This is a genomic window from Pseudaeromonas pectinilytica, from assembly GCF_054780855.1.
Genome location: NZ_BAAGVN010000341.1, coordinates 1 through 21,890, shown reverse-complemented (window position 1 = coordinate 21,890; position 21,890 = coordinate 1). Strand labels below are relative to the sequence as shown.

General features: G+C 58.2%; 14 protein-coding genes, 4 tRNA genes and 1 pseudogene. 13 read left to right on the top strand and 6 right to left on the bottom strand.

Features of this window, described 5'->3' with window-relative positions; genetic code table 11:
* The first annotated feature begins 2 nt into the window (after window positions 1-2).
* Together mglC and ACYVG7_RS16105 are read left to right on the top strand one after the other, a co-directional pair.
* Window positions 3-1,013: a galactose/methyl galactoside ABC transporter permease MglC gene (mglC, locus tag ACYVG7_RS16110; RefSeq protein ID WP_460884109.1), complete on the top strand. Its 1,011-nt coding sequence runs from the start codon at window positions 3-5 to the stop codon at window positions 1,011-1,013.
* Window positions 1,014-1,188: 175 nt separating this feature from the next.
* Entirely contained in the window at window positions 1,189-2,922 is a 1,734-nt protein-coding gene (locus ACYVG7_RS16105; protein ID WP_460884117.1) for a methyl-accepting chemotaxis protein, read from the top strand.
* Between the two features lie 71 nt (window positions 2,923-2,993).
* On the opposite strand, the gene ACYVG7_RS16100 is transcribed toward ACYVG7_RS16105, so the two are convergent.
* Window positions 2,994-3,623, bottom strand: a complete 630-nt coding sequence (locus ACYVG7_RS16100) for a TetR family transcriptional regulator (RefSeq protein WP_460884108.1) — start codon at window positions 3,621-3,623, stop codon at window positions 2,994-2,996.
* Window positions 3,624-3,774: 151 nt separating this feature from the next.
* Here ACYVG7_RS16100 and ACYVG7_RS16095 point away from each other — a divergent pair, with 151 nt between their 5' ends.
* From ACYVG7_RS16095 to ACYVG7_RS16085, 3 genes are read left to right on the top strand one after another with little or no spacing between them, the layout of a single operon-like run.
* A complete protein-coding gene (locus tag ACYVG7_RS16095) occupies window positions 3,775-4,935 on the top strand; it encodes an efflux RND transporter periplasmic adaptor subunit (RefSeq protein WP_460884107.1) in 1,161 nt (386 codons plus the stop codon).
* 17 nt (window positions 4,936-4,952) lie between these two features.
* Window positions 4,953-8,105 (top strand): efflux RND transporter permease subunit, encoded by a 3,153-nt coding sequence (locus tag ACYVG7_RS16090; RefSeq protein WP_460884106.1) that lies wholly within the window; start codon window positions 4,953-4,955, stop codon window positions 8,103-8,105.
* Window positions 8,098-9,477, top strand: coding sequence for an efflux transporter outer membrane subunit (locus ACYVG7_RS16085; RefSeq protein ID WP_460884105.1), 1,380 nt, complete (start codon window positions 8,098-8,100; stop codon window positions 9,475-9,477). The genes ACYVG7_RS16090 and ACYVG7_RS16085 overlap by 8 nt, the downstream gene beginning before the upstream one ends.
* 346 nt (window positions 9,478-9,823) lie before the next feature.
* Here ACYVG7_RS16085 and ACYVG7_RS16080 read toward each other — a convergent pair.
* The 4 genes from ACYVG7_RS16080 to ACYVG7_RS16065 all read right to left on the bottom strand — a co-directional run bounded on the left by ACYVG7_RS16080 (window position 9,824) and on the right by ACYVG7_RS16065 (window position 10,260).
* Window positions 9,824-9,900, bottom strand: a tRNA-Pro gene (locus tag ACYVG7_RS16080).
* Between the two features lie 42 nt (window positions 9,901-9,942).
* A tRNA-Leu gene (locus ACYVG7_RS16075) sits at window positions 9,943-10,027 on the bottom strand.
* 27 nt (window positions 10,028-10,054) lie between these two features.
* Window positions 10,055-10,130 (bottom strand) — tRNA-His (locus ACYVG7_RS16070).
* A 53-nt stretch (window positions 10,131-10,183) separates the two neighbouring features.
* Window positions 10,184-10,260, bottom strand: a tRNA-Arg gene (locus ACYVG7_RS16065).
* A gap of 276 nt (window positions 10,261-10,536) precedes the next feature.
* Between ACYVG7_RS16065 and ACYVG7_RS16060 the strand changes: the two genes are divergently transcribed.
* From ACYVG7_RS16060 to ACYVG7_RS16025, 8 genes are all read left to right on the top strand, one after another.
* Window positions 10,537-11,124, top strand: coding sequence for a TetR/AcrR family transcriptional regulator (locus ACYVG7_RS16060; RefSeq protein ID WP_460884104.1), 588 nt, complete (start codon window positions 10,537-10,539; stop codon window positions 11,122-11,124).
* Window positions 11,121-12,266 carry an efflux RND transporter periplasmic adaptor subunit gene (locus tag ACYVG7_RS16055; RefSeq protein ID WP_460884103.1) on the top strand — a complete coding sequence of 382 codons (1,146 nt, stop codon included), beginning with the start codon at window positions 11,121-11,123 and terminating at the stop codon, window positions 12,264-12,266. Before ACYVG7_RS16060 ends, ACYVG7_RS16055 begins: the two co-directional genes overlap by 4 nt.
* An 11-nt stretch (window positions 12,267-12,277) precedes the next feature.
* The gene (locus ACYVG7_RS16050) at window positions 12,278-15,355 is read left to right on the top strand and encodes a multidrug efflux RND transporter permease subunit (protein ID WP_460884102.1); all 3,078 of its coding nucleotides are present in this window, start codon (window positions 12,278-12,280) and stop codon (window positions 15,353-15,355) included.
* Window positions 15,356-15,633: 278 nt separating this feature from the next.
* Complete coding sequence (locus ACYVG7_RS16045) at window positions 15,634-16,797, top strand: ABC transporter substrate-binding protein (protein ID WP_460884101.1); 1,164 nt, start codon at window positions 15,634-15,636, stop codon at window positions 16,795-16,797.
* A 14-nt stretch (window positions 16,798-16,811) separates the two neighbouring features.
* Complete coding sequence (locus ACYVG7_RS16040; protein WP_460884100.1) at window positions 16,812-17,861, top strand: ABC transporter ATP-binding protein; 1,050 nt, start codon at window positions 16,812-16,814, stop codon at window positions 17,859-17,861.
* Complete coding sequence (locus tag ACYVG7_RS16035; RefSeq protein WP_460884099.1) at window positions 17,858-18,790, top strand: ABC transporter permease; 933 nt, start codon at window positions 17,858-17,860, stop codon at window positions 18,788-18,790. Before ACYVG7_RS16040 ends, ACYVG7_RS16035 begins: the two co-directional genes overlap by 4 nt.
* Window positions 18,780-19,589 (top strand): ABC transporter permease, encoded by an 810-nt coding sequence (locus ACYVG7_RS16030; protein WP_460884098.1) that lies wholly within the window; start codon window positions 18,780-18,782, stop codon window positions 19,587-19,589. The genes ACYVG7_RS16035 and ACYVG7_RS16030 overlap by 11 nt, the downstream gene beginning before the upstream one ends.
* Window positions 19,590-19,645: 56 nt before the next feature.
* A complete protein-coding gene (locus tag ACYVG7_RS16025; protein ID WP_460884097.1) occupies window positions 19,646-21,070 on the top strand; it encodes a gamma-aminobutyraldehyde dehydrogenase in 1,425 nt (474 codons plus the stop codon).
* Window positions 21,071-21,743: 673 nt separating this feature from the next.
* Here ACYVG7_RS16025 and ACYVG7_RS16020 read toward each other — a convergent pair.
* Window positions 21,744-21,890, bottom strand: a pseudogene (locus ACYVG7_RS16020) (IS4 family transposase); the annotation flags it as partial.

Below are 21,890 nucleotides of genomic sequence, written 5' to 3'. Positions count from 1 at the left end.
ATATGGAGTGGGCTAATAAATCCAACCTGATGCGCACCCTCAAGGAGAGTGGCATCTATGCTGTACTGCTGATTTTGTTGCTGATCATAGTGGTCAAGGAACCCTCCTTCCTGAGTCTGACCAATTTCAGTAACATCCTGACCCAATCCTCCGTGCGTATCATCATCGCACTCGGGGTCGCAGGTCTCATCATCACCCAGGGGACCGACTTGTCAGCCGGTCGTCAGGTGGGGTTGGCGGCTCTGATCGCAGCGACCCTGCTGCAGTCGCTGACCAACGTGAACAAGGTATTCCCCAGTCTGGGCGAAGTACCGATCCCAGCGGTGATCCTGATCGTCTGCGTGGTGGGTGGCCTGATTGGTCTCATCAACGGCCTGATCGTCGCCTATCTGAATGTAACCCCCTTCATCACCACGCTAGGCACCATGATCATCGTCTACGGCATCAACTCGCTGTACTTTGATTATGTCGGCGCCTCACCGGTGGCAGGGTTTGATCCGCGTTACTCCAGTTTCGCCCAGGGTTTCATCAAGATCGGGGGCTTCAAGCTGTCGTATCTCACCTTCTACGCCGCTGCCGCAGTCGCCTTTGTCTGGGTGCTCTGGAACAAGACCCGCTTCGGCAAAAACATCTTCGCCATTGGTGGCAATCCGGAAGCCGCCAAAGTCTCTGGCGTCAATGTCGCCGTCAATCTGGTCATGATCTACGCGCTGGCCGGGGTCTTCTACGCCTTCGGCGGCATGCTGGAAGCGGGCCGGATCGGCAGTGCCACCAACAACCTCGGCTTCATGTACGAACTCGATGCGATCGCGGCTTGCGTGGTCGGTGGGGTTTCGTTTGCCGGGGGTGTGGGTACCGTTGCCGGAGTCGTCACCGGGGTCATCATCTTCACCCTGATCAACTACGGTCTGACCTATATCGGAGTCAGTCCCTATTGGCAGTTCATTATCAAGGGCGCCATCATCATTTTGGCGGTGGCTCTCGACTCGCTGAAATACTCCAAGAAAAAATAATCCCAAGCCACAACAGGGAGATAGCACCAGGGCCGGTTGATTCCGGCCTTGGTCATTCACAAAGTCGACGGTCACCACCATTTATCTTCCGTGTCCGGCGCCATCTCTGGTTTAGCGGCTATACCTAGAACAAACCAGCCTATTTCTCGTGCAAGAGATTACATCTATGAAAGTCATGCCGTTCAAAACCAAGATTTATGTTCTGTTCTGCTCGGTGATTTTTATCACAGTGCTGACCTCTTATTTCAGCGTCAACTATGTGGTCAGCCATTACATTCGTGACTCACAAACCGCCAGCATCAACCAGCAAATTGCGCTGGTAAAAGACAAGCTGATTGGCGACATTCATCAAAAAATCCTGCTGGCCTCCAACCTCAACTTCGGGGTCACCAACGTCAAGAAAACCCTGGAGGAGACCGGCTTTCACAATATCGTCAAGGTAATTGGCGATATGGCGTTCGACGGCAGTGGCGTCATCGAGGATGCCGCCCGGGTGAACGAACTGCGGGCCCTGATTGGCCCGGCCAACAATCAGGTCCAGGTCAGTCCTATCCTGTTTGAGAACAAAAAACCTCTGGTACGCATTCTGGTGCCGCGCGGTGCGGACTCGGCCTATTTCTTCTATCTGGACCTGACGCCGTTGCAAACGCTGCTACACAAAGCCAGTCAGGGTGGCAGCCATTTTGAGCTCCAAGATAGCGAAGGTACCCTGCTGTTCAGTGAAAAACCGGATGGTCAGCTGATCCCGCTGGCGCACAAACTGGACGTCAAAGGCAAGAGCTGGGTCCTGACCGGTTTTGTGGATGTCGATTACATTCAAGGCATTACCGATCAGCTAAACCGCACCATTACCCTGGCTCTGCTGATAGCCGGCATCCTGATCATGCTGCTGTCGGTCGCCGCGACCCGGGTGGCCTATCGCCCCATCATCTCGCTACGCGATCTAGTCGCGGAACTCTCGCAAGGCAATGGCGATCTGACCCGTCGCCTGGTGGTCACCGGACAGGATGACCTGGGGCAGATTTCGGCGGGGATCAATCGCTTCATCCAGAGTCTGCAGGAGATGATGCTGGAGGTGGATGGCGCCACCGCCCGTCTAAGCCATGGCATCCAGCAGTTAACCCACCAAACTGAAGCCAACAAACAGCTGATCGACAACCATGTGCAGGAAACCGATCTGGCCGTCACCGCGATCACCGAGATGAGCAGTACCGCCAGCTCGGTGGCGGAGAATGCCGCCGCCGCAGCCCGGCTGACCCAGGAGACCAACGAGCAGGCCAATGCCTCACGGCTGGTGGTGAATACCGCCATTACCAGTGTCACCACCCTGGTTGACGAGGTAGAAGCTACGGCGGGCTCGATACAAACCATGCAACAGGATGCCGAACAGATTAGCTCAGTGCTCGGCGTGATTGGCAGTATCGCCGAGCAAACCAACCTATTGGCGTTGAATGCCGCCATTGAGGCGGCGCGGGCGGGCGAACAGGGGCGCGGTTTTGCCGTGGTTGCCGATGAAGTGCGAGCGCTAGCCGCCAGAACCCAAAGCAGCACCCGGGAAATCAAGGAGATGCTGGGCAAGCTGCAAAGTGGCACTCAGATGGTGGTGCAATCTATCGACAGCACCAAGCACAGCTGTCTACGCACAGCCGACAACACCAGCCTGGTGACGACCGCGCTGGATGAGATGTCGACCCATATTGTCGACATCAATGATCTCAGCACTATGATGGCGACGGCCGCAGAGGAGCAGCGCGCCGTCACCGAAGAGATCAGCCGCAATATGAATGCCATCAAGGATGTGATCCATAGTCTGCAGGTCAACGGTGAGGAAACTATCCACAGTACCGCCAACATGAGTGAGACCTATCGCCAGCTCAGTGACATTGTCAGTCACTTCAAGTTGCGATAAGCAGCTAGATACAGCTCCGCACCCTGCTAAAAAGCCGCCGGATATCGAGGCGGCTTTTTTTATTCCGAGGGTCAGGGCTGACCCAGATTGTGCTGCAAGGAGAAGATCAATGCCTGGACCAGCGCCTCGGCGTCAGCCGCCAAATCGAACCGTTCATGCTGATTCAGCCAGTTGATGATCAGACCGTCGACGCTGCAGTGCAATAAAATCGCCGCTCGCTCTACGGAGAGGGTCGAGGGCAGTTGACCGCGATGTACCGCATTGGTCAAAGAGCAGCGCATATTCTGCGTATGCTGCTGTATTTCAGCCTGGATCAGGGCACGAATGGCCGTCAGTTCACTATCCGGCTGCATCATCTTGAACATGATACGAAACATCTGCTGATGGGCCGGACACATAGCCACCGTGCGTAACACTTCAATCAGAAAAGTGGTGAATTTACCCAGTGGATCCGGCTCATCCACATCGATACTGGCATTTAGCAGATGGGATAAGGGGGCGCACATCTCATGCCACAAGGCCAGAAACAGCTCCTCCTTATCCTTGAAATGCCAATAGATGGCTCCGCGTGTCACCCCCGCAGCCCGGGCGATATCACTCAGGCTCGTCGTCGCCACACCTTGCTGACAAAACAGTCCCAGAGCCTCCATCATGATGGTGCTACGTGTCTCTTGTGCTTCTTCTTTGGTGCGACGAGCCATACCGGATTTCCGCCTGGTTAAATTTGAGTAAAAACCACTTACATACATTCACTTCTGTATGTATATTGCCATAGTCTTGGCGTCCCGCCAATTTCAACGATCACAACTCGAATGATAGATAGCCCGTTAGCAGACAGAGGTTCTGGTTCCTATGCATAAAAATATTCTTGCGAGTTCCATCGGTGTTGCCCTGCTGGCAAGTGCCCTGCTGACCGGTTGCGGTGAAGCACAGCAGGCCGCTCCGGGTGCCATGCCACCCACGGCTGTCGATGTCGTCACCCTGAAAACCGCCCCACTCCAGCTGACCACCGAGCTTACCGGTCGTACCGCAGCCCGTCGCATTGCCGAAGTACGTCCCCAGGTCAGTGGCATCATCCTCAAGCGTTACTTTACCGAAGGCAGTGACGTCAAAGCCGGTCAACTGCTGTACCAGATCGATCCTGCGACTTATGACGCCACGGTAGACAGCGCCGAAGCCACCTTGGCCAAGGCTCAAGCCAATGAACAGAGCGCGCGCCTGAAGGCGCAACGCTATGCCGAACTGGTGAAGGTCAAGGCGATCAGCAGTCAGGATTATGACGATGCCCAAGCCAGTTGGAAGCAGCAGGTTGCCGAGATCGCGGCCGCCAAGGCTACGCTGAAAAGCGCCAAGATTAACCTCGACTATACCCGGGTCACAGCCCCCATTTCAGGCCGTATCGGTAAATCTGCCGTCACCGAAGGCGCCCTGGTCACCGCACAGCAGGCCACCAGTCTGACCACCATCCAGCAACTCGATCCGCTGTATGTGGATGTCACCCAGTCCACCACCGAGCTGCTGCGGCTGAAACAACAGATTGCGAGCGGTAAGCTGGCAGCAGCCAAAAACGGCGCCGCGACCGTTCAATTCCAGCTGGAAGATGGTAGTGCCTATCCACACAGCGGCGAATTGCAATTCTCCGATGTCACGGTCGACGAGACCACCGGCATGGTGACGCTGCGCGCCCTGGTGCCGAATCCGGACAAACTGCTGCTGCCCGGCATGTTCATGCGTGCCACGCTGCAACAGGGTGAGCGCCAGGATGGTTTACTGGTGCCGCAAGCTGCGGTCGCCCGCACGCCACGGGGTGGCGCCAGCGTGCTGATCGTCGATGCCCAGAACAAGGTGGTGCAACGTGATATCCAGGTCAGCCAGTCCCAACAGGGCAACTGGGTCGTCGAGTCCGGACTCAAAGCCGGTGAGCGCGTGATCGTCGCCGGTCTGCAAAAAGTCCGCGCCGGTGCCGAAGTGGCGCCGAAAGAAGTCGCCCCCACCACCCAAGCCACTAAGTAGGATGGAGTAGTCGCCTCATGGCCCGTTTTTTCATAGATAGACCCATTTTTGCCTGGGTAATCGCCTTGGTGATCATGCTTGCTGGTGGCTTGTCCATCATGAAGCTGCCGATCGCCCAATACCCAACCATAGCGCCGCCCGCCGTCGGTATTTCGGCCTCCTATCCAGGTGCCTCGGCTAAAACGGTCGAAGACTCCGTCACCCAGGTCATAGAACAGAACATGACCGGTCTGGATCACCTGCTCTATATGTCGGCGCAGAGTGACTCATCCGGGAACGTTTCGATCACGCTGACCTTCATGCCGGGTACGGATCCGGATATTGCCCAGGTTCAGGTGCAGAACAAGCTGCAACAAGCCACCACCCAACTGCCACAAATCGTGCAGCAGCAGGGGATCAAGGTGCAGAAGACCAGTAGTAGCTTCCTGATGGTGGTCGGCTTCATCTCCACCGATGGTAAGATGGGCAACGACGACCTAGCCGACTACGTGGTCTCCAACATCAAGGAGCCGGTCAGCCGTCTGGATGGCGTCGGGGAAATCCAGCTGTTCGGTAGCCAATACGCCATGCGCGTCTGGCTGGATCCGCACAAGCTCAACAGCTATCAGCTGACCCCTTCCGATATCCAAAGCGCCATCACAGCCCAAAACGCCCAGATCGCGCTCGGCAAACTGGGGGGGACCCCGGCGGTCAGCGACCAACAGTTTACCGCCACCATCATGGGACAAAGCCGCCTCTCCACTCCGGAGCAGTTCGGCAACGTGCTGTTGCGCGTGAAGCAAGATGGCTCCAAGGTCCGGCTCAAGGATGTGGCGCGCATCGAACTAGCGGGTGAAAACTTCGATGCCGAGGCCAGCTACAATGGCCAGGCGACCGCAGCATTTGCGGTCAAGCTGGCCACAGGGGCCAATGCTCTGGATACCGCGGAAAAAATCCGCACCAAGATCGATGAGCTGAAACCCTACTTCCCGGACAACATGGAAGTCGTCTATCCCTACGACACTACGCCCTTCGTCAAGATCTCGATCGAGGAAGTTGCCCAGACCCTGTTCGAAGCCATCATCCTGGTGTTCTTCGTCATGTATCTGTTCTTGCAGAACTTCCGCGCCACCCTGATCCCGACCATCGCCGTGCCCGTGGTCCTGCTCGGCACCTTCGGGGTCATGGCGGCCTTCGGTTTCTCCATCAATACCCTGACCATGTTCGGCCTGGTGCTGGCCATCGGCTTGCTGGTGGATGACGCCATAGTCGTGGTGGAAAACGTCGAGCGTCTGATGAGCGAAGAGGACCTCTCCCCACTGGAGGCCACTCGCAAGTCGATGACCCAGATCACTGGCGCCCTGGTGGGTATTGCCCTGGTGTTATCCGCGGTATTTGTGCCGATGGCGTTCTTCGGCGGCTCCACCGGCGCCATCTACCGCCAGTTCTCGCTGACCATAGTCTCGGCCATGGTGTTGTCGGTGCTGGTGGCGTTGATCCTGACCCCCGCGCTGTGCGCCACCATTCTCAAGCCGATCAAGCACGGCGAGTTTGGTGCCAAGCGCGGCTTCTTCGGCTGGTTCAACCGCATGTTCGATAGCAGCGCCAATCGCTATCAGAGCCGGGTTGGCAAGGTTGTTCGTCAAGGGGCTCGCTACAGCATCATCTATGTGGCCATGCTGGCGGTGCTGGCGGTGCTGTTCACGCGTTTGCCGACCTCATTCCTGCCGGAAGAGGATCAGGGGGTCATCATGTCTATGGTCCAACTCCCGGTCGGTGCCACCAAAGAGCGGACCGAAAAGGTACTCGGTCAGATGCGCAATTACTTCCTGCAGAACGAGAAAGACAACGTCGATTCGGTGCTGACGGTTTCTGGCTTCAGCTTCGCCGGCCGCGGTCAGAATAGTGGTATGGCGTTTCTGAAGTTGAAGAGCTGGGATGAGCGGAATACTCCGGATCGCAGTGCGAATGCCATTATCGGCCGCGCCATGGGTTTCCTGTTCAGCATCAAGGAAGCCCAGGTCTTCGCCTTTAACCTGCCGTCGATCCCCGAACTCGGGACAGCGACCGGTTTCGACTTCTACCTGCAGGATCGGGGCGGCGTCGGTCACGAGAAATTGATGGAAGCCCGCAACCAGTTGCTGGGCATGGCGGCGCAGAATCCGAATCTGGTACGGGTACGCCCGAACGGCATGGAAGATGCGCCGCAGTTTGACGTCAAGATTGACTACGACAAAGCCATGGCTCAGGGCCTGAGCGTCAGTGATATCAACAGCACGCTCTCCACCGCCTGGGGCTCCTCCTACGTCGATGATTTCGTCGATCGGAACCGGGTCAAGAAGGTCTACCTGCAAGCCGATGCCCCCTACCGGATGAACCCGGAAGATCTGAACCTCTGGTATGTGCGGAACAGCGAAGGGAACATGGTGCCCTTCTCGGCCTTCGCCAGTACCGAGTGGAGTTTCGGCTCGCCCCGTCTGGAGCGTTATAACGGCGTTCCGGCGATGGAAATCGTCGGGGAAGCGGCTCCGGGCAAGAGTACCGGTGATGCCATGGCGGCCATCGAGGAGATCGTCAAGCAACTGCCGGATGGTATCGGTATCGAGTGGACCGGGCTGTCGTTCCAGGAGCGACAAGCAGGCTCACAAGCACCCGCGCTGTACGCCATTTCGTTGCTGGTGGTGTTCCTGTCCCTGGCCGCACTCTATGAAAGCTGGAGCGTCCCCTTCTCGGTCATGCTGGTCGTGCCGCTCGGGGTACTGGGTGCGATTCTTGCCGCCACCATGCGCGGGCTGGAGAACGACGTCTACTTCCAGGTCGGCCTGCTAACCACCATAGGGCTCTCGGCGAAGAACGCCATCCTGATCGTCGAGTTTGCCAAAGAGCTCTATGACCAAGGCAAGGGCTTGAGTGAGTCGGTGATCGAGGCTGCGCGTCTGCGTCTGCGCCCGATCCTGATGACCTCACTGGCCTTTATCCTCGGCGTATTGCCGCTGGCCATCAGTGCCGGCGCCGGTGCGGGCAGCCGGGTGGCCATCGGCACCGGGGTAATCGGCGGTATGATCAGTGCCACCATTCTGGCGATCTTCTTCGTGCCCTTGTTCTTCGTCCTGATCATGCGTTATTTCACCAAATACCGACCACGTCATGAACGTGATGCCCTGGCTGTAGAGGAGACTCGCCATGACTAAGTCGTTTCTGGCCATCACCATTGGCTTGTTACTCGCCGGTTGCTCGATGGCGCCGGACTATCAGAGACCCGAGGTGCCGCAAGGCGCCTCCTGGCAGGTCAGCAGCGACGCCAAAACCAACCTCGGCTGGCAGCAGCAATTCAGCGATCCCACGCTGCAGAGCCTGATCCGCAGCGCGCTGGAGAACAACCGCGATCTGCGGCTGGCAGCCCTGAATGTACAGAGCTACGAGGCGCAATACCGTATCCAGCGTGCGGCCCAATTGCCAACGCTGGCGGTTGGCGCCAGTAGCAGTCGCCAGCAAACCTCTGGCGACTTGAACGGTACCGGCGCAGAGCAGATCAGTTCCCAGCACAGTGCCGAGGTGGGGATCACTGCCTACGAGCTGGATCTGTTCGGACGGGTACAAAGCCTGAAAGATCAGGCTCTGGAAACCCATCTGGCTCAAATCGAAACCCAGCGCAGCACCCAGATCTCCCTGGTGTCCTCGGTGGCATCCGCTTATCTGACCCTGGTGGCCGATCAGGAGTTGCTGACGCTGAGCCAATCCACACTCGATACCGAGCAAGAAAGCTATCAGCTGACGCAGAAGAAGTTCGAACTCGGTGCCGCCTCCGACATGGAATTGGCGCAAAGTCGGACCACGTTGGAAAGTGCCCGCGTCAGCACCGCCCAATACCAGCGTCAGGTACATCAGGACCGCAATGCCCTGACCCTGCTGCTGGGCACCAGCCTGCCCAGTAGCCTGAATTTGCCGACCATCTTGGCAGAGGTGAACTTTGCACCCATTCCGGTTGGAGCCCCTTCCAGTCTGCTGCAGCAACGACCGGATATTCTGGCCGCCGAACACAGCCTGAAAGCGGCAAATGCCAATATTGGTGCTGCCAGAGCGGCCTTCTTCCCGACCATTACCCTGACCGCCACCGCGGGCACGGCAAGCAACGAGTTGGGGCATCTGTTTGATGGCGGTACCGGCACCTGGTCGTTTATTCCGCAGCTGAATCTACCGTTGTTCGATGGCGGCAAGCGGGTGGCGGATCTGGATGTCGCGGAAGTCAGCGAGAAACAGGCCGTCGCAACCTACGAGAAGAGTATCCAGACTGCCTTCAAGGAAGTGGCCGATACCCTCGGCAGCCAGGAGTACTATCAGCAGCAGTGGGAAGCCCAGCAGGAATTGGTGAAGGCGAACCAACGTTACTTTGAGCTAGCCGAACATCGCTATGCTCAGGGCGTCGATAGCTACCTGACCCGACTGGATGCCCAACGATCCTTGTTCAGTGCCCAACAGGCGCTGGTATCGACCCGACTGGCACAGCTGAGTAACCAGATCAGTCTGTTCAAGGCAGTCGGCGGTGGCTGGCAAGCCGAGTAACAAGAGCCGTGAACCGAACAAGGGGCTGTCCAGTGGACAGCCCCTTGTTTTTGGCTATGTCCCAATTATGTGTTGGACATGAAGAGGGATGGAGTCTGGACGAAAAGCAGACCGTTGGCGGCAGGGATGCCGTCATCGAGTCTACAAGGAAGTATTTACGACGTGTCTGCGCTCGTACGGACTCCATCTCACCCATGAGCTGGACTTCTCAACGCATAACTGGGACATAGCCTTGTCTTTGAGTGTCGGTTGCCGGGTTAAGTGGGTGGCCGCGAGTCGCATCACAGCGGCAGATCTGTTTTCAGCCCAAAGCAAAAACCCCGCCGAAGCGGGGTTTTCTTTAAGATGGTCGGTGATAGAGGATTCGAACCTCTGACCCTCTGGTCCCAAACCAGATGCGCTACCAGACTGCGCTAATCACCGTTTTCTTTTCGTCAGTCGACACACATCAACTCACGTTTAACTTGGTGCGAAAGGAGGGACTCGAACCCTCACACCCGAAGGCACTAACACCTGAAGCTAGCGCGTCTACCAATTCCGCCACCTTCGCACATAATACTCTTTACACTGAGTGAAGTGGGGTGGCTGATGGGGCTCGAACCCACGACAACAGGAATCACAATCCTGGACTCTACCAACTGAGCTACAGCCACCACTGCTGTCCAATGTTTGCATCCCGTAGTGAAAAATCACTGCGAACACAACATGGTGCGCCCGACAGGATTCGAACCTGTGGCCTCTGCCTCCGGAGGGCAGCGCTCTATCCAGCTGAGCTACGGGCGCTCGTCATTGGAACGGGTGGGAATAGTACGAATCAGGTCCTGGGTTGTCCAGCATTTTTCAAAAAAAAACTCTGTTCGGCTATTTTTTGATTGAAGCGGGTGAAAATCCAACATTTTTCCTACGCCCAGCGCTGGATAACCCATAGATAACGACAGCAGGCGGCTACATTTTAATCGTCAGACCGATTGACTCTATGCCAATCAAATCTAGAATGACGGCATGAATGAACGTTCATTCAGCCAGGGTTCATTCTTCAACCCAAGGACTGTCGTTATCATGAGTAAGCGTGAACAAATCATGCAAGGCGCTCTGGAACTCTTTATCGAACAGGGGTTTCACGGCACCTCAGTGCAGATGATTGCCGACCGGGTGGGGATAGCGGCAGGCTCTCTGTATCGCTATTTTCAAGGCAAGGAGCAGCTGATCCATCAGCTGTACCGGATGTCGGTCGAGATGATGGTCGAAAAGTTGTTCCACGGGGTGCAGCTGACCGAGGTCAATTTCGGCACTTATCGCCGCCTGTGGTTGAATGCCAGTTCAGGGATCCAGAGTCATAATCATGTCATTCTGTTCAAGGATCTTTATGAACGGTCTCCGTTTCTAACCGCAGAAGACAAGGTGTGGGCCCAGGTGCGCTGGCAACCGCTGGATGATTTTTATCAATCCGGCATCGACAGTGGCCTATTTCGTGCTATTCCTACCTGCCTATTGGCCGCATTGAGTCTGGCGACGGTGCAATGCGCCATGCATGAACACAAGTTTTACGATTTTGAACTAACCGATGCACTAAAAGAGCAAATGGCCGCGGCGAGTTGGAAAGCCATCCTGGCCGAACCATTGGACCAACCTGGGAGCAAAGAATGAAAAAGTGGACAGCCGTGATGCTGCTGATCGCCCTGCTGATATTCGGTAGCGTGATTGGCTTCAACCTGTTTAAGAATCACATGATGGCGCAATATTTTGCCAACATGCCGATCCCGACCTTCCCGGTCTCGGTGCAGCCGGTCAAGCCGGTAGACTGGACCCCGACCATAGAGGCAATCGGTTTTGTGGAGCCCAATCAGGGGCTGGATATCAGCAATGAAACCGCCGGCAAGGTCAAGGCCATCAAGTTCGAATCCGGGCAACAGGTCAAGAGTGACGATCTGCTGATCAGTCTGGATGCCTCCGTCGAAGAAGCCAACCTCAAGGCCTCCCAAGGCCGCATGCCCGCCACCAAGGCCAATCTGGACCGGATGCGCAGCCTGTATGCCAAGGGGACCATCTCCAAAGGTAATCTGGATGACGCCGAAGCCGATTACCTGCAGCTCGCCGGACAAATTGAATCCCTGCAAGCGACCATAGACCGCATGTATATCCGGGCTCCCTTCTCCGGTCAGGTCGGTATTCGTAACGCCTATCTGGGGCAATACCTGGAAGCCGGTTCGCAAATCGTTCGCCTGGAAGATACCAGCGTGATGAAGATCCGCTTCACCATCCCGCAGACCGAGATCTCCAAACTGAAGATCGGCCAAACCCTGCATATCTTCGTCGATGCCTATCCGCAACAGCCGTTCCAGGGCGCGGTCAATGCCATAGAGCCGGCGGTCAGTGCCCAATCCGGTGTGGTTCAGGTACAGGCCTCGATCCCGAATTCCGACAGCCTGCTGCGCTCCGGCATGTTTGCCAAGGTCCAGGTGCAGTTGCCGGTTGAGCCAGCGCAGATTGCGATTCCGCAAACCGCCATCAACTTCACTCTCTACGGCCAGACCGTCTTTGTGGTAGCAGAGGGTAAGGATGACAAGGGGCAACCCCTCGTGGATGCCGAAGGCAAGCCGGTTCTGGTCGCCAAGCAGGTGGTGGTCAAGGTCGGCGAGCGTAAGGAAGAGGTGGCCCATATTCTGGACGGCCTCAAGGCCGGAGACCAGGTGGTCACCGCCGGTCAAGTTCGCCTTTCCAATGACAGCCACGTGAAAATTATTGAAGATTCGCTGCTGAATAAGCCGGATACGACCCCGATGCTGTAACGGAGCAGGCCATGAAATTTACTGACATTTTCATTCGTCGCCCGGTTCTTGCCCTCTCCATCAGCCTGCTGATCGTGTTACTCGGTCTGCAGGCGCTGAAGGGGATGCAGGTCCGGGAATACCCGAAGATCACCAATACGGTGATCACGGTTACGACCAGCTACTACGGGGCCAGTGCCAACCTGATCCAGGGCTTTATCACCCAACCTCTGGAACAGGCGATTGCCCAGGCCGACAACATCGATTACATGACCTCGAAGAGTCAGTTGGGCTCCTCCACCATCACGGTGAACATGAAGCTCAACACTGATCCGAACGCGGCCCTGTCCGATGTCTTGGCCAAGGTCAACTCGGTGCGCTCCCAGTTGCCCAAAGAGTCGGAAGATCCGAGCCTGGATATGTCCACCGGCTCCAGCACCTCGATCATGTATATCTCCTTCTCCAGTGATGAGTTGAACGCCTCCCAGATCACCGACTATCTGGAGCGGGTTATCAAGCCGCAACTCTTCACCGTGGGCGGGGTCGCCAAGGTCAACCTGTATGGCGGGACCGAGTTTGCCCTGCGCATCTGGCTGGATCCGGAGCGGATGGCGGCCTACAACCTGACCGCCAGCGAAGTGATGTCGGTGTTGCAGTCCAACAACTACCAGTCCTCACCGGGTCAGGTGACCGGCTATTACATGCTGTATAACGCCGATGCCAATACCCAGGTCGACAACGTCGCCGATCTGGAGAAGCTGATCGTCGCCAGCCGCGATAAGGCGGTGGTGCGGCTGCGGGATATCGCCAAGGTCAGCCTGGAGAAGAACCACGACACCTACCGGGCCATGGCCAATGGTAAGGAAGCCGTAGTCGTCGCCCTGGATCCATCGCCGACCGCCAACCCGCTGGAGATTGCCGCCAAAGTGGTCGATATGATGCCGGAGTTGCAGCGTAACCTGCCCTCCACCATCAAGATGGAGATGCTGTATGACTCCACCGAAGCGATCAATGAATCCATCGACGAAGTGGTGAAAACCATCGCCGAAGCCGGGGTGATCGTTCTCATCGTCATCACTCTGTTCCTCGGTTCGTTCCGCGCCGTGGTGATCCCCATCATCACCATCCCCTTGTCGCTCATCGGCGTGGTGATGCTGATGCAGATGTTCGGCTTCACCATCAACCTGATGACACTGCTGGCCATGGTGCTGGCCATCGGTCTGGTGGTGGATGACGCCATCGTCGTGGTGGAAAACGTCGATCGGCATATCAAGGCCGGTGAAGAGCCGTTCCGGGCCGCCATTATCGGCACCCGGGAAATCGCGCTGCCGGTTATTTCCATGACCATCACGCTAGCGGCTGTGTATGCACCGATTGCGCTGATGGGCGGGGTGACCGGCTCCCTGTTCAAGGAGTTTGCCCTCACCCTGGCGGGTTCGGTGTTCGTCTCCGGCGTCATCGCCCTGACCCTGTCGCCCATGATGTGCTCGAAGATGCTCAAGGCCCATACCAACCCGAATGCCTTCGAGCGCGGCGTGGAAACGACCTTCGAGCGGATCACCAATGCTTACGCCCGGGCCCTGGATGCGGTGATGGAGCGCAGACCCGTGGTGATCGCGTTTGCGGTCATCGTCTTCGCCTCCTTGCCGGTGCTGTTCACCTTCATTCCGGCCGAGTTGGCGCCCTCCGAAGATAAGGGTGCCTACATGATGATGGCCAGAGCGCCCAATACCGCCAACCTGGACTACATCCAGAACAGCATGAGTGAAGTGACCACCCGTTTGAGCAAGGATCCGGCTATGGCCACCAGCCTGTCGTTTGCCGGTATCCCGAGCTCGAATCTGGGCATGGGCATCGCGGTCATGAAACCCTGGAGTCAGCGTCCACCGCTCAAGCAAGTCATGGAGCGCACCAACGCCGATATGCAGAACATCCCGGAGATGACGGTCAGCTCGTTCCAGTTCCCGGAGCTGCCAGGTGCCGGTGGTGGTCTGCCACTGCAATATGTCATCACCACGCCGAACAACTTCGAGAGCCTGTTCCAGGTCGCCGACGAGATGTTGAAGAAGGTGCAAGCCAATCCGAAATTCATCTATTCGGAGCTGGATCTGGCCTATGACTCGGCCACCATGCGCATTACCGTCAATCGGGACAAGGCGGGTGCCTACGGCATCACCATGCAGGATATCGGCGTCACGCTGAGTACCTTCATGAGCGATGGCTATGTCAACCGCATCGACTTGAACGGCCGCAGCTACGAGGTTATTCCGCAGGTCGAGCGCAAGTACCGTCTCAACCCGGAGTCACTCAAGCGCTACTATGTGCGGGCCGCCGATGGCACAGCAGTGCCGCTGGGGAACCTGGTCAATGTCGAGCTGGTCACCGAACCTCGCTCACTGCCGACCTTCAGTCAGCTGAACTCGGCCACTATCGGTGTGGTCCCCACCCCTGGTGTGTCGATGGGCGATGCGGTGAACTTCTTCGAACAAGAGATCACCCCGCAGCTGCCTCTGGGCTACCAGCACAACTACATGGGTGAAGCGCGGCAGTATGTCACCGAAGGGAATGCCCTGATGGGCACCTTCGCCCTGGCGCTGTTCGTCATCTTCCTGGTACTGGCTTCGCAGTTCGAGAGTGTGCGGGATCCGCTGGTGATCCTGGTCTCGGTGCCGCTGGCTATTTGTGGCGCCTTGATCGCCATGGCCTGGGGCTTGTCGACCATGAACATCTACACCCAGGTCGGTCTCATCACGCTCGTGGGTCTGATTACCAAACACGGGATCCTGATCTGTGAGGTAACCAAGGAGGAGCAGCTCAAGCGCGGTCTCTCCAAGATGGAGGCGGTGAAGCATGCCACCCGCATCCGTCTGCGGCCGATCCTGATGACCACGGCCGCCATGGTCGCGGGCCTCATCCCCTTGATGGGGGCCAGCGGTGCTGGTGCCATCAGCCGTTTCGGCATTGGTCTGGTCATAGTCGCCGGTCTCTCCATCGGCACCCTGTTTACGCTGTTCGTGCTGCCGGTGATCTACACCTACCTGGGTGAAAATCACAAACCGCTCGAAGTGTTTGATGAAAGCCTGCCCCACAAGGCCCTGGCTGACCATTAAACCTGCCACTCGCGTCATCCAAGCCAGTCCCTCTGCGGACTGGCTTTTTTCTTGTGCTATTTCCATACCCCGCCAGCGCCACAATGACTCCCCGTTCACCGCCGCTTGCGCCATTTAAGTGCAAGCCCCCCCTCAGCCCCAATCCGGTGCAGACCGCATGGCGGCTGAGTTCTGCCCCGTCACGCTGGAGTGGCACAGCCCTTGTATAGCTCTGTTCGATACCCGCTCAGGATGAGCGTGATACGCCGGAGTATCCGGCCCCTTTCGGAGAGTACGCTATGACACCTTCTACCCTATCGTCTGCTGTTACCCACTCCCTGCTGGCGCTGGCCATTGTCGCCGCCACCTCGGCCAGCGCCGCGCCGCTGCAAAGCCTCGGCAAATCGGAAGGCGTGGTCGATATCATCGCCTGGCCCGGCTATATCGAGCGCGGCGAGAGCGACAAGCAGTATGACTGGGTCACGCAATTCGAGAAGGAGAGCGGCTGCGAGGTGCGGGTGAAGACCGCCGCCACCTCCGATGAAATGGTGGCCCTGATGGCCAAGGGGGGGTATGACCTGGTCACCGCCTCGGGCGATGCCTCCTTGCGTCTCATCTATGGCAAGCGGGTACAAGCGATCAATACCGCCCTGATCCCGAACTGGAAGAATATCGACCCTCGCCTGCTGGATGCCCCCTGGCATACCGTCAAGGGCGAGCACTATGGCGCCCCCTACCAGTGGGGACCCAACGTGCTGATGTATAACACCAATGTCTTCAAGGAAGCGCCCACCAGCTGGGGCGTGCTGTTCAGCGCCCAGAACCTGCCGGATGGCAAACCGAACCAGGGCCGGGTCCAGGCTTATGATGGTGCCATCTATCTGGCCGATGGCGCTCTTTACTTGAAACACGCCAAGCCGGAACTGGGCATCACGGATCCCTACGAGCTGAACGAAGCCCAGTACGCGGCCGTGCTGGAGCTGGTGCGCGGCCAGCATCCCCTGGTCCACCGCTACTGGCACGACTACAACGTACAGATGAGCGACTTCAAGAATGAAGGGGTGGTCGCCTCCGGTGCCTGGCCCTTCCAGGTTAATGCCCTGCAGGCCGAGAAACAGCCCATCGCCTCCACCATTCCGGTAGAAGGTGCCACCGGCTGGGCCGATAGCACCATGCTGCATGCCGAGGCCGCTCATCCGGTCTGTGCCTACCAATGGCTGAACTGGTCACTGACCCCCAAGGTGCAGGGCGATGTCGCCGCCTGGTTCGGCTCAGTACCTTCTGTGCCGGCGGCTTGCAGCGCCTCCAGCCTGTTAGGTGCCGAGGGGTGCAAGACCAACGGTCTGGATAACTTCGACAAGATCGCCTTCTGGAAGACCCCGCAAGCCAAATGTGCCCAAGGCAGCTGTGTACCTTATAGCCGCTGGGTGCAGGATTACATCGCCATCATGGGCGGTCGTTGATCCGAGGAGGCTTTATGAGTTTTGCCGTTGAATTCTCCGCCGTCAGTCGGATCTATGGCTCGGTCAAGGCCGTGGATCAGGTCTCGTTGCGTATCGAACCGGGTGAGTTTTTCTCCATGCTGGGGCCGTCAGGCTCCGGCAAAACCAGCTGCCTGCGGCTGATGGCGGGGTTTGAACAACCGGATCTGGGTGCCGTTTATCTGGGCGGCATCGACGCCAGCGGCTTACCGCCCTATCAGCGGGATGTGAATACCGTGTTTCAGGATTACGCCCTGTTCCCGCACCTGAATGTCTGGGAGAACATCGCCTATGGCCTCAAGGTGAAGGGCGTCGGCCGTGGTGATCGCATGGCCCGCGCCGAGGAGGCGCTGGAGCTGGTGGCGCTGGGAGGCTTGGGTCAACGCAAGCCATCCCAGCTCTCCGGCGGCCAACGGCAACGGGTGGCACTGGCGCGCGCCTTGGTCAATAAACCCAAGGTGTTGCTGCTGGATGAACCACTGGGCGCGCTGGATCTGAAGCTGCGGGAGCAGATGCAGTCCGAGCTCAAACGCCTGCACCGTCATCTGGGCATTACCTTCGTCTATGTGACCCACGATCAGAGCGAAGCGCTGTCGATGTCGGATCGGGTCGCGGTGTTCAACAAGGGACGGATCGAGCAACTCGACTCGCCCCGTCAGCTCTACTCCCGCCCGCAGACACCGTTTGTCGCCCGCTTCGTCGGCTCATCCAACGTCATCGAAGGCGAGCTGGCCACCAAGCTCTCCGGTGATGCCGTACCGTTTGCGATACGACCGGAGCATGTGCAGCTCATCCCGGCCTGGGGTAGTCACGAAGTTCAGGTCGAGGGCAAGCTCAAGCATATTCACTATCACGGCGCCTACAGCCGCTTCGAACTGGATCTGGGCCAGGGACAACAGTTGGCCATTCACCTGCCCCATCGGGAAGGTGAAGAGTCCGAGTTCCCGGAGATCGGCACCCGGCTGGGAGCAGGCTGGTCACGCAGTGCCATGGTGCCCCTCGCGGCCGATATCGCCACCCAGATCGCAGACGGAGCCCAGCCATGACAGCCGCCGCCCTGCCATCCCCCGGCCTGATGCGCCGGGCCGCCAGCTGGTGCTATCTGCACCCCAGAGCCACGCTGTTGCTCTGGCTGGCACTGCCCCTCGGCTGGTTCGGGGTGCTCTATCTGGGATCGCTGGCCACCCTGCTGGCCCAGAGCTTCTACACCTTCGATGACTTCACCATGTCGGTACTCCCCGACTGGACCCTCGACAACTACCGGCAGCTGCTCAACCCCGGCAATGTGGACATAGTGCTGCGCACCGTGACCATGGCGGCGGCGGTAACGGTCGCCGATGCCTTGATGGCCTTCCCCATCGCCCTGTATATGGCGCTCTATGCCTCACCGCGCATCAAGGCGCTGTTCTACATCGGCGTCATGCTGCCGATGTGGGCCAGCTATATCGTCAAGGCCTACGCCTGGAGCGTGATCCTGGCCAAGGGCGGTCTGCTGCAGTGGCTGTTGCAGGCGGTCGGCTTGCAACCTGTGCTGGATCTACTGCTGACCACGCCGATTGGCGGCAATACCCTAGCCACCTCGCACCTCGGACGCTTTTTAGTGTTCAGCTACATCTGGCTGCCGTTCATGATACTGCCGATCCAGGCAGCGCTGGAGCGCATCTCTCCCAGCCTGCTGCAAGCGGCCAGCGATCTGGGCGCTCGCCCCCGTCAGGTGCTGACGACCGTGCTGCTGCCGCTGGCATTTCCCGGTGTGGTGGCAGGCTCCATCTTCACCTTCTGCCTGACGCTGGGGGATTACATCATCCCCACGCTCATAGGCCCATCCGGACTCTTCATCGGCACCATGGTCTACACCCAGCAGGGCGCGGTCGGCAATATGCCACTGGCAGCCGCTTTCACCCTGGTGCCCTTGCTGATCATCATGCTCTATCTGTGGTTTGCCAAACGACTGGGGGCCTTCAATGCACTCTAACAACGGCGCCTCACCCCTGTTGAAACTGCTGGCCTGGTGCGGATTGGCCCTGCTGCATCTGCCGCTGCTGGTCATCGCCCTGTACGCCTTCAATACCGAGAGCGCAGCGTTCAGCTTTCCACTGCAGGGCTTCACCCTGAAGTGGTTCGGCATGGCGCTGAGCCGACCGGATGTGCTGGCCGCCATCGGCCTCTCCTTGCAGGTCGCGGCTCTGGCCACCCTGTTGGCGATGATCCTCGGCACGCTGGCGGCACTGGCCATCTGGCGGCATAGCTTCTTCGGTCGCGACGGCATCTCCATGCTGCTGGTACTGCCCATCGCCCTGCCCGGCATCATCACCGGCTTGGCGCTGCTGGCCAGCTTCAAGCAGTTGGGGATCGAGCCCGGCATGCTGACCCTGGTGGTCAGCCACGCCACCTTCTGCGTGGTGGTGGTGTTCAACAACGTCATAGCCCGCTTCCGCCGCACCAGCCTGACGCTGATCGAGGCCTCGATGGACTTGGGCGCCGATGGCTGGCAGACCTTCCGCTATCTGGTCCTGCCGAACATTGCCACCGCCCTGCTGGCGGGCGGCATGCTGGCCTTCGCCCTGTCGTTTGACGAAATCATTGTCACCACCTTCACCGCCGGGCACGAGAAGACGCTGCCCATCTGGTTGCTGGGACAGCTGACGCGGCCCCGGGATGTGCCGGTCACCAACGTGGTGGCGCTCTTGGTGATGCTGGCGACCGTGCTACCGATTTTAGGCGCCTATTATTTAACGAAAGATACCGACTCGGTGGCGGGCAGCGGCAAGTAGCCGCCTCTGGATGCACGCCAGCCACCCCGACCTTTATGCAGAGCAGGAGCGACACCATGCAGACCAAACTACTGATCAACGGCCAATTGATTCCGGGCGCGGGCACTCCGCTGCCGGTGATGAACCCCTCGACCGGCGGCGAGCTCATCGCCATCGCCGAAGCCAGCCCGGAGCAGGTGCTGGCCGCCGTGGCGGCCGCCGATGCCGCCTTCCCCGCCTGGGCCGCGACCCCGCCACGGGAGCGTGCCGCCCGGCTGCTGGCCATCGCCGATGCCATCGAGGCCAAGGGCGAACAGTTTGCCCGCTTGGAATCCCTCAACTGCGGCAAGCCGTTCAGCGCCGCGCTGAATGACGAGATCCCGGCCATCGCCGACACCTTCCGCTTCTTCGCCGGTGCCTGCCGCTGCCTCGGCGGCTCGGCCGCCGGTGAGTATCTGCCCGGCTTCACCTCGATGATCCGCCGCGACCCGCTGGGTGTAATCGCCTCCATAGCGCCCTGGAACTACCCGCTGATGATGGCGGCCTGGAAGCTGGGGCCAGCGCTGGCCGCCGGTAATACAGTGGTGATCAAACCTTCGGAGATCACCCCGCTCACCACGCTGGCACTGGGCGAGGTACTGGCCGAGCTGCTGCCACCTGGGGTGGTCAACATAGTCCATGGTCGCGGCGGTGAGGTGGGCATGCCGCTGGTCAGCCATCCGCGCGTACGCATGGTCTCCCTCACAGGCTCCATCGCCACCGGCAAGAAGCTGGTCGAGATTGCCTCCCAGACCATGAAGCGCACCCATATGGAGTTGGGCGGCAAGGCGCCGGTCATAGTGCTGAATGATGCCAACCTCGACGAAGTGGTCGCTGGCATTCGCACCTTCGGCTTCTACAATGCCGGGCAAGACTGCACCGCCGCCTGCCGCATCTACGCCCAGAAGGGGATCTACGACAAGCTGGTGGCCGATCTGGGCAGCGCTGTCAGCAGCCTGAAGATGGGTCTGCAGGATGACCCGACCACAGAGCTGGGACCGCTGATTTATGGCGCGCACCGGGATCGGGTCGCCGATTTTGTCGACCGCGCTCGGGCGCAATCCCATATCGAGATCGTCACCGGCGGCCAGCTGGGAGCAGGTCCTGGCTACTTCTATGAGCCGACGTTGATCGCCGGCGCCCGGCAGAGCGATGAAATCGTGCAAAAAGAGCTGTTTGGCCCTGTGGTTTCCATCACCCCGGTCGATGATTTCGAGCAGGCCATCGCCTTTGCCAACGACTCCGAATATGGCCTCGCCTCCTCCATCTGGACTCAGGATGTCAGCAAGGCGATGGCCGGTGCAGCCGCCCTGCAGTATGGCTGCACCTGGATCAACACCCACTTCATGCTGACCACGGAGATGCCCCACGGCGGCATGAAGCAATCCGGCTATGGCAAGGATATGTCGATGTACGGGCTGGAAGAGTACACCTGTGCCCGTCATGTGATGGTGAAGTGGTAATTCCTGCTCCCGCCCCACCTCTGGGTCCGTTCACTGAACAGGAATGTGGCGGCGGGGATAACCGATAAGCCGACCGTCGGCATCAGGGATGATGCCGTCGAGCCTCCATGGACGGATTTACGGCGTGTCGGCGCCAGGTTGCCCCGGCGCTGCACGCTCCTCAACACCCGGCGGGAACCACACCGGTTCGAACCCCGCACGGAGAAATAGGAAATAGCGCATCCCATCGGGATGAAATGGAACAAAATATAAATAATCAGCCAGGAGGCTTATTTATTATTCAATAATTCAAGAAATTATATTCTGCTAGCTATTGGCAGGCTCGATGAATAACCATATGGTTATATCAGCAACTATGAGTGATTAATTCAAGCCATTTCCCCATAGTGGGCAATGTCGAGTTATTGCATCTAAAAATAAATACTAACCTATTGTTTATATTGAAATATTTCATTGACTAACTCGACCTTAATATTTTAATTTCAATGCGCTTTTGCTGATTTTCAGTCACTCGTGGTAGGTGCTTGCATCTTGCTGATACATACAGGCAACCATGGGCGGATGAATACTCCTCTTGACGATAGCGCCTTGTTAATCCCGCCTGCGCTATCAAAAATCAGACTTTATTTATGAACCATAAACTCTGATGGATATATGTCTCATGTACAGAACCTTAAGCGGCAAGCGAATTAATAACACCGTCTAACGTGTTGTTCTGCTTGGATTTTCTCTGCCTGCTCTTTTTGCCGTTTTTGGATAAATACACCATTGCCCACTCCAACTTCTCTGTTATTTCCTGCCACGCACCATGGATGATGCT

Excerpts from the sequence above, each read along its gene's own strand:
- mglC (WP_460884109.1), top strand. The coding sequence starts at position 3 with ATGGAGTGGGCTAATAAATCCAACCTGATGCGCACCCTCAAGGAGAGT.
- ACYVG7_RS16105 (WP_460884117.1), top strand. The coding sequence starts at position 1,189 with ATGCCGTTCAAAACCAAGATTTATGTTCTGTTCTGCTCGGTGATTTTT.
- ACYVG7_RS16100 (WP_460884108.1), bottom strand. The coding sequence starts at position 3,623 with ATGGCTCGTCGCACCAAAGAAGAAGCACAAGAGACACGTAGCACCATC.
- ACYVG7_RS16095 (WP_460884107.1), top strand. The coding sequence starts at position 3,775 with ATGCATAAAAATATTCTTGCGAGTTCCATCGGTGTTGCCCTGCTGGCA.
- ACYVG7_RS16090 (WP_460884106.1), top strand. The coding sequence starts at position 4,953 with ATGGCCCGTTTTTTCATAGATAGACCCATTTTTGCCTGGGTAATCGCC.
- ACYVG7_RS16085 (WP_460884105.1), top strand. The coding sequence starts at position 8,098 with ATGACTAAGTCGTTTCTGGCCATCACCATTGGCTTGTTACTCGCCGGT.
- ACYVG7_RS16060 (WP_460884104.1), top strand. The coding sequence starts at position 10,537 with ATGAGTAAGCGTGAACAAATCATGCAAGGCGCTCTGGAACTCTTTATC.
- ACYVG7_RS16055 (WP_460884103.1), top strand. The coding sequence starts at position 11,121 with ATGAAAAAGTGGACAGCCGTGATGCTGCTGATCGCCCTGCTGATATTC.
- ACYVG7_RS16050 (WP_460884102.1), top strand. The coding sequence starts at position 12,278 with ATGAAATTTACTGACATTTTCATTCGTCGCCCGGTTCTTGCCCTCTCC.
- ACYVG7_RS16045 (WP_460884101.1), top strand. The coding sequence starts at position 15,634 with ATGACACCTTCTACCCTATCGTCTGCTGTTACCCACTCCCTGCTGGCG.
- ACYVG7_RS16040 (WP_460884100.1), top strand. The coding sequence starts at position 16,812 with ATGAGTTTTGCCGTTGAATTCTCCGCCGTCAGTCGGATCTATGGCTCG.
- ACYVG7_RS16035 (WP_460884099.1), top strand. The coding sequence starts at position 17,858 with ATGACAGCCGCCGCCCTGCCATCCCCCGGCCTGATGCGCCGGGCCGCC.
- ACYVG7_RS16030 (WP_460884098.1), top strand. The coding sequence starts at position 18,780 with ATGCACTCTAACAACGGCGCCTCACCCCTGTTGAAACTGCTGGCCTGG.
- ACYVG7_RS16025 (WP_460884097.1), top strand. The coding sequence starts at position 19,646 with ATGCAGACCAAACTACTGATCAACGGCCAATTGATTCCGGGCGCGGGC.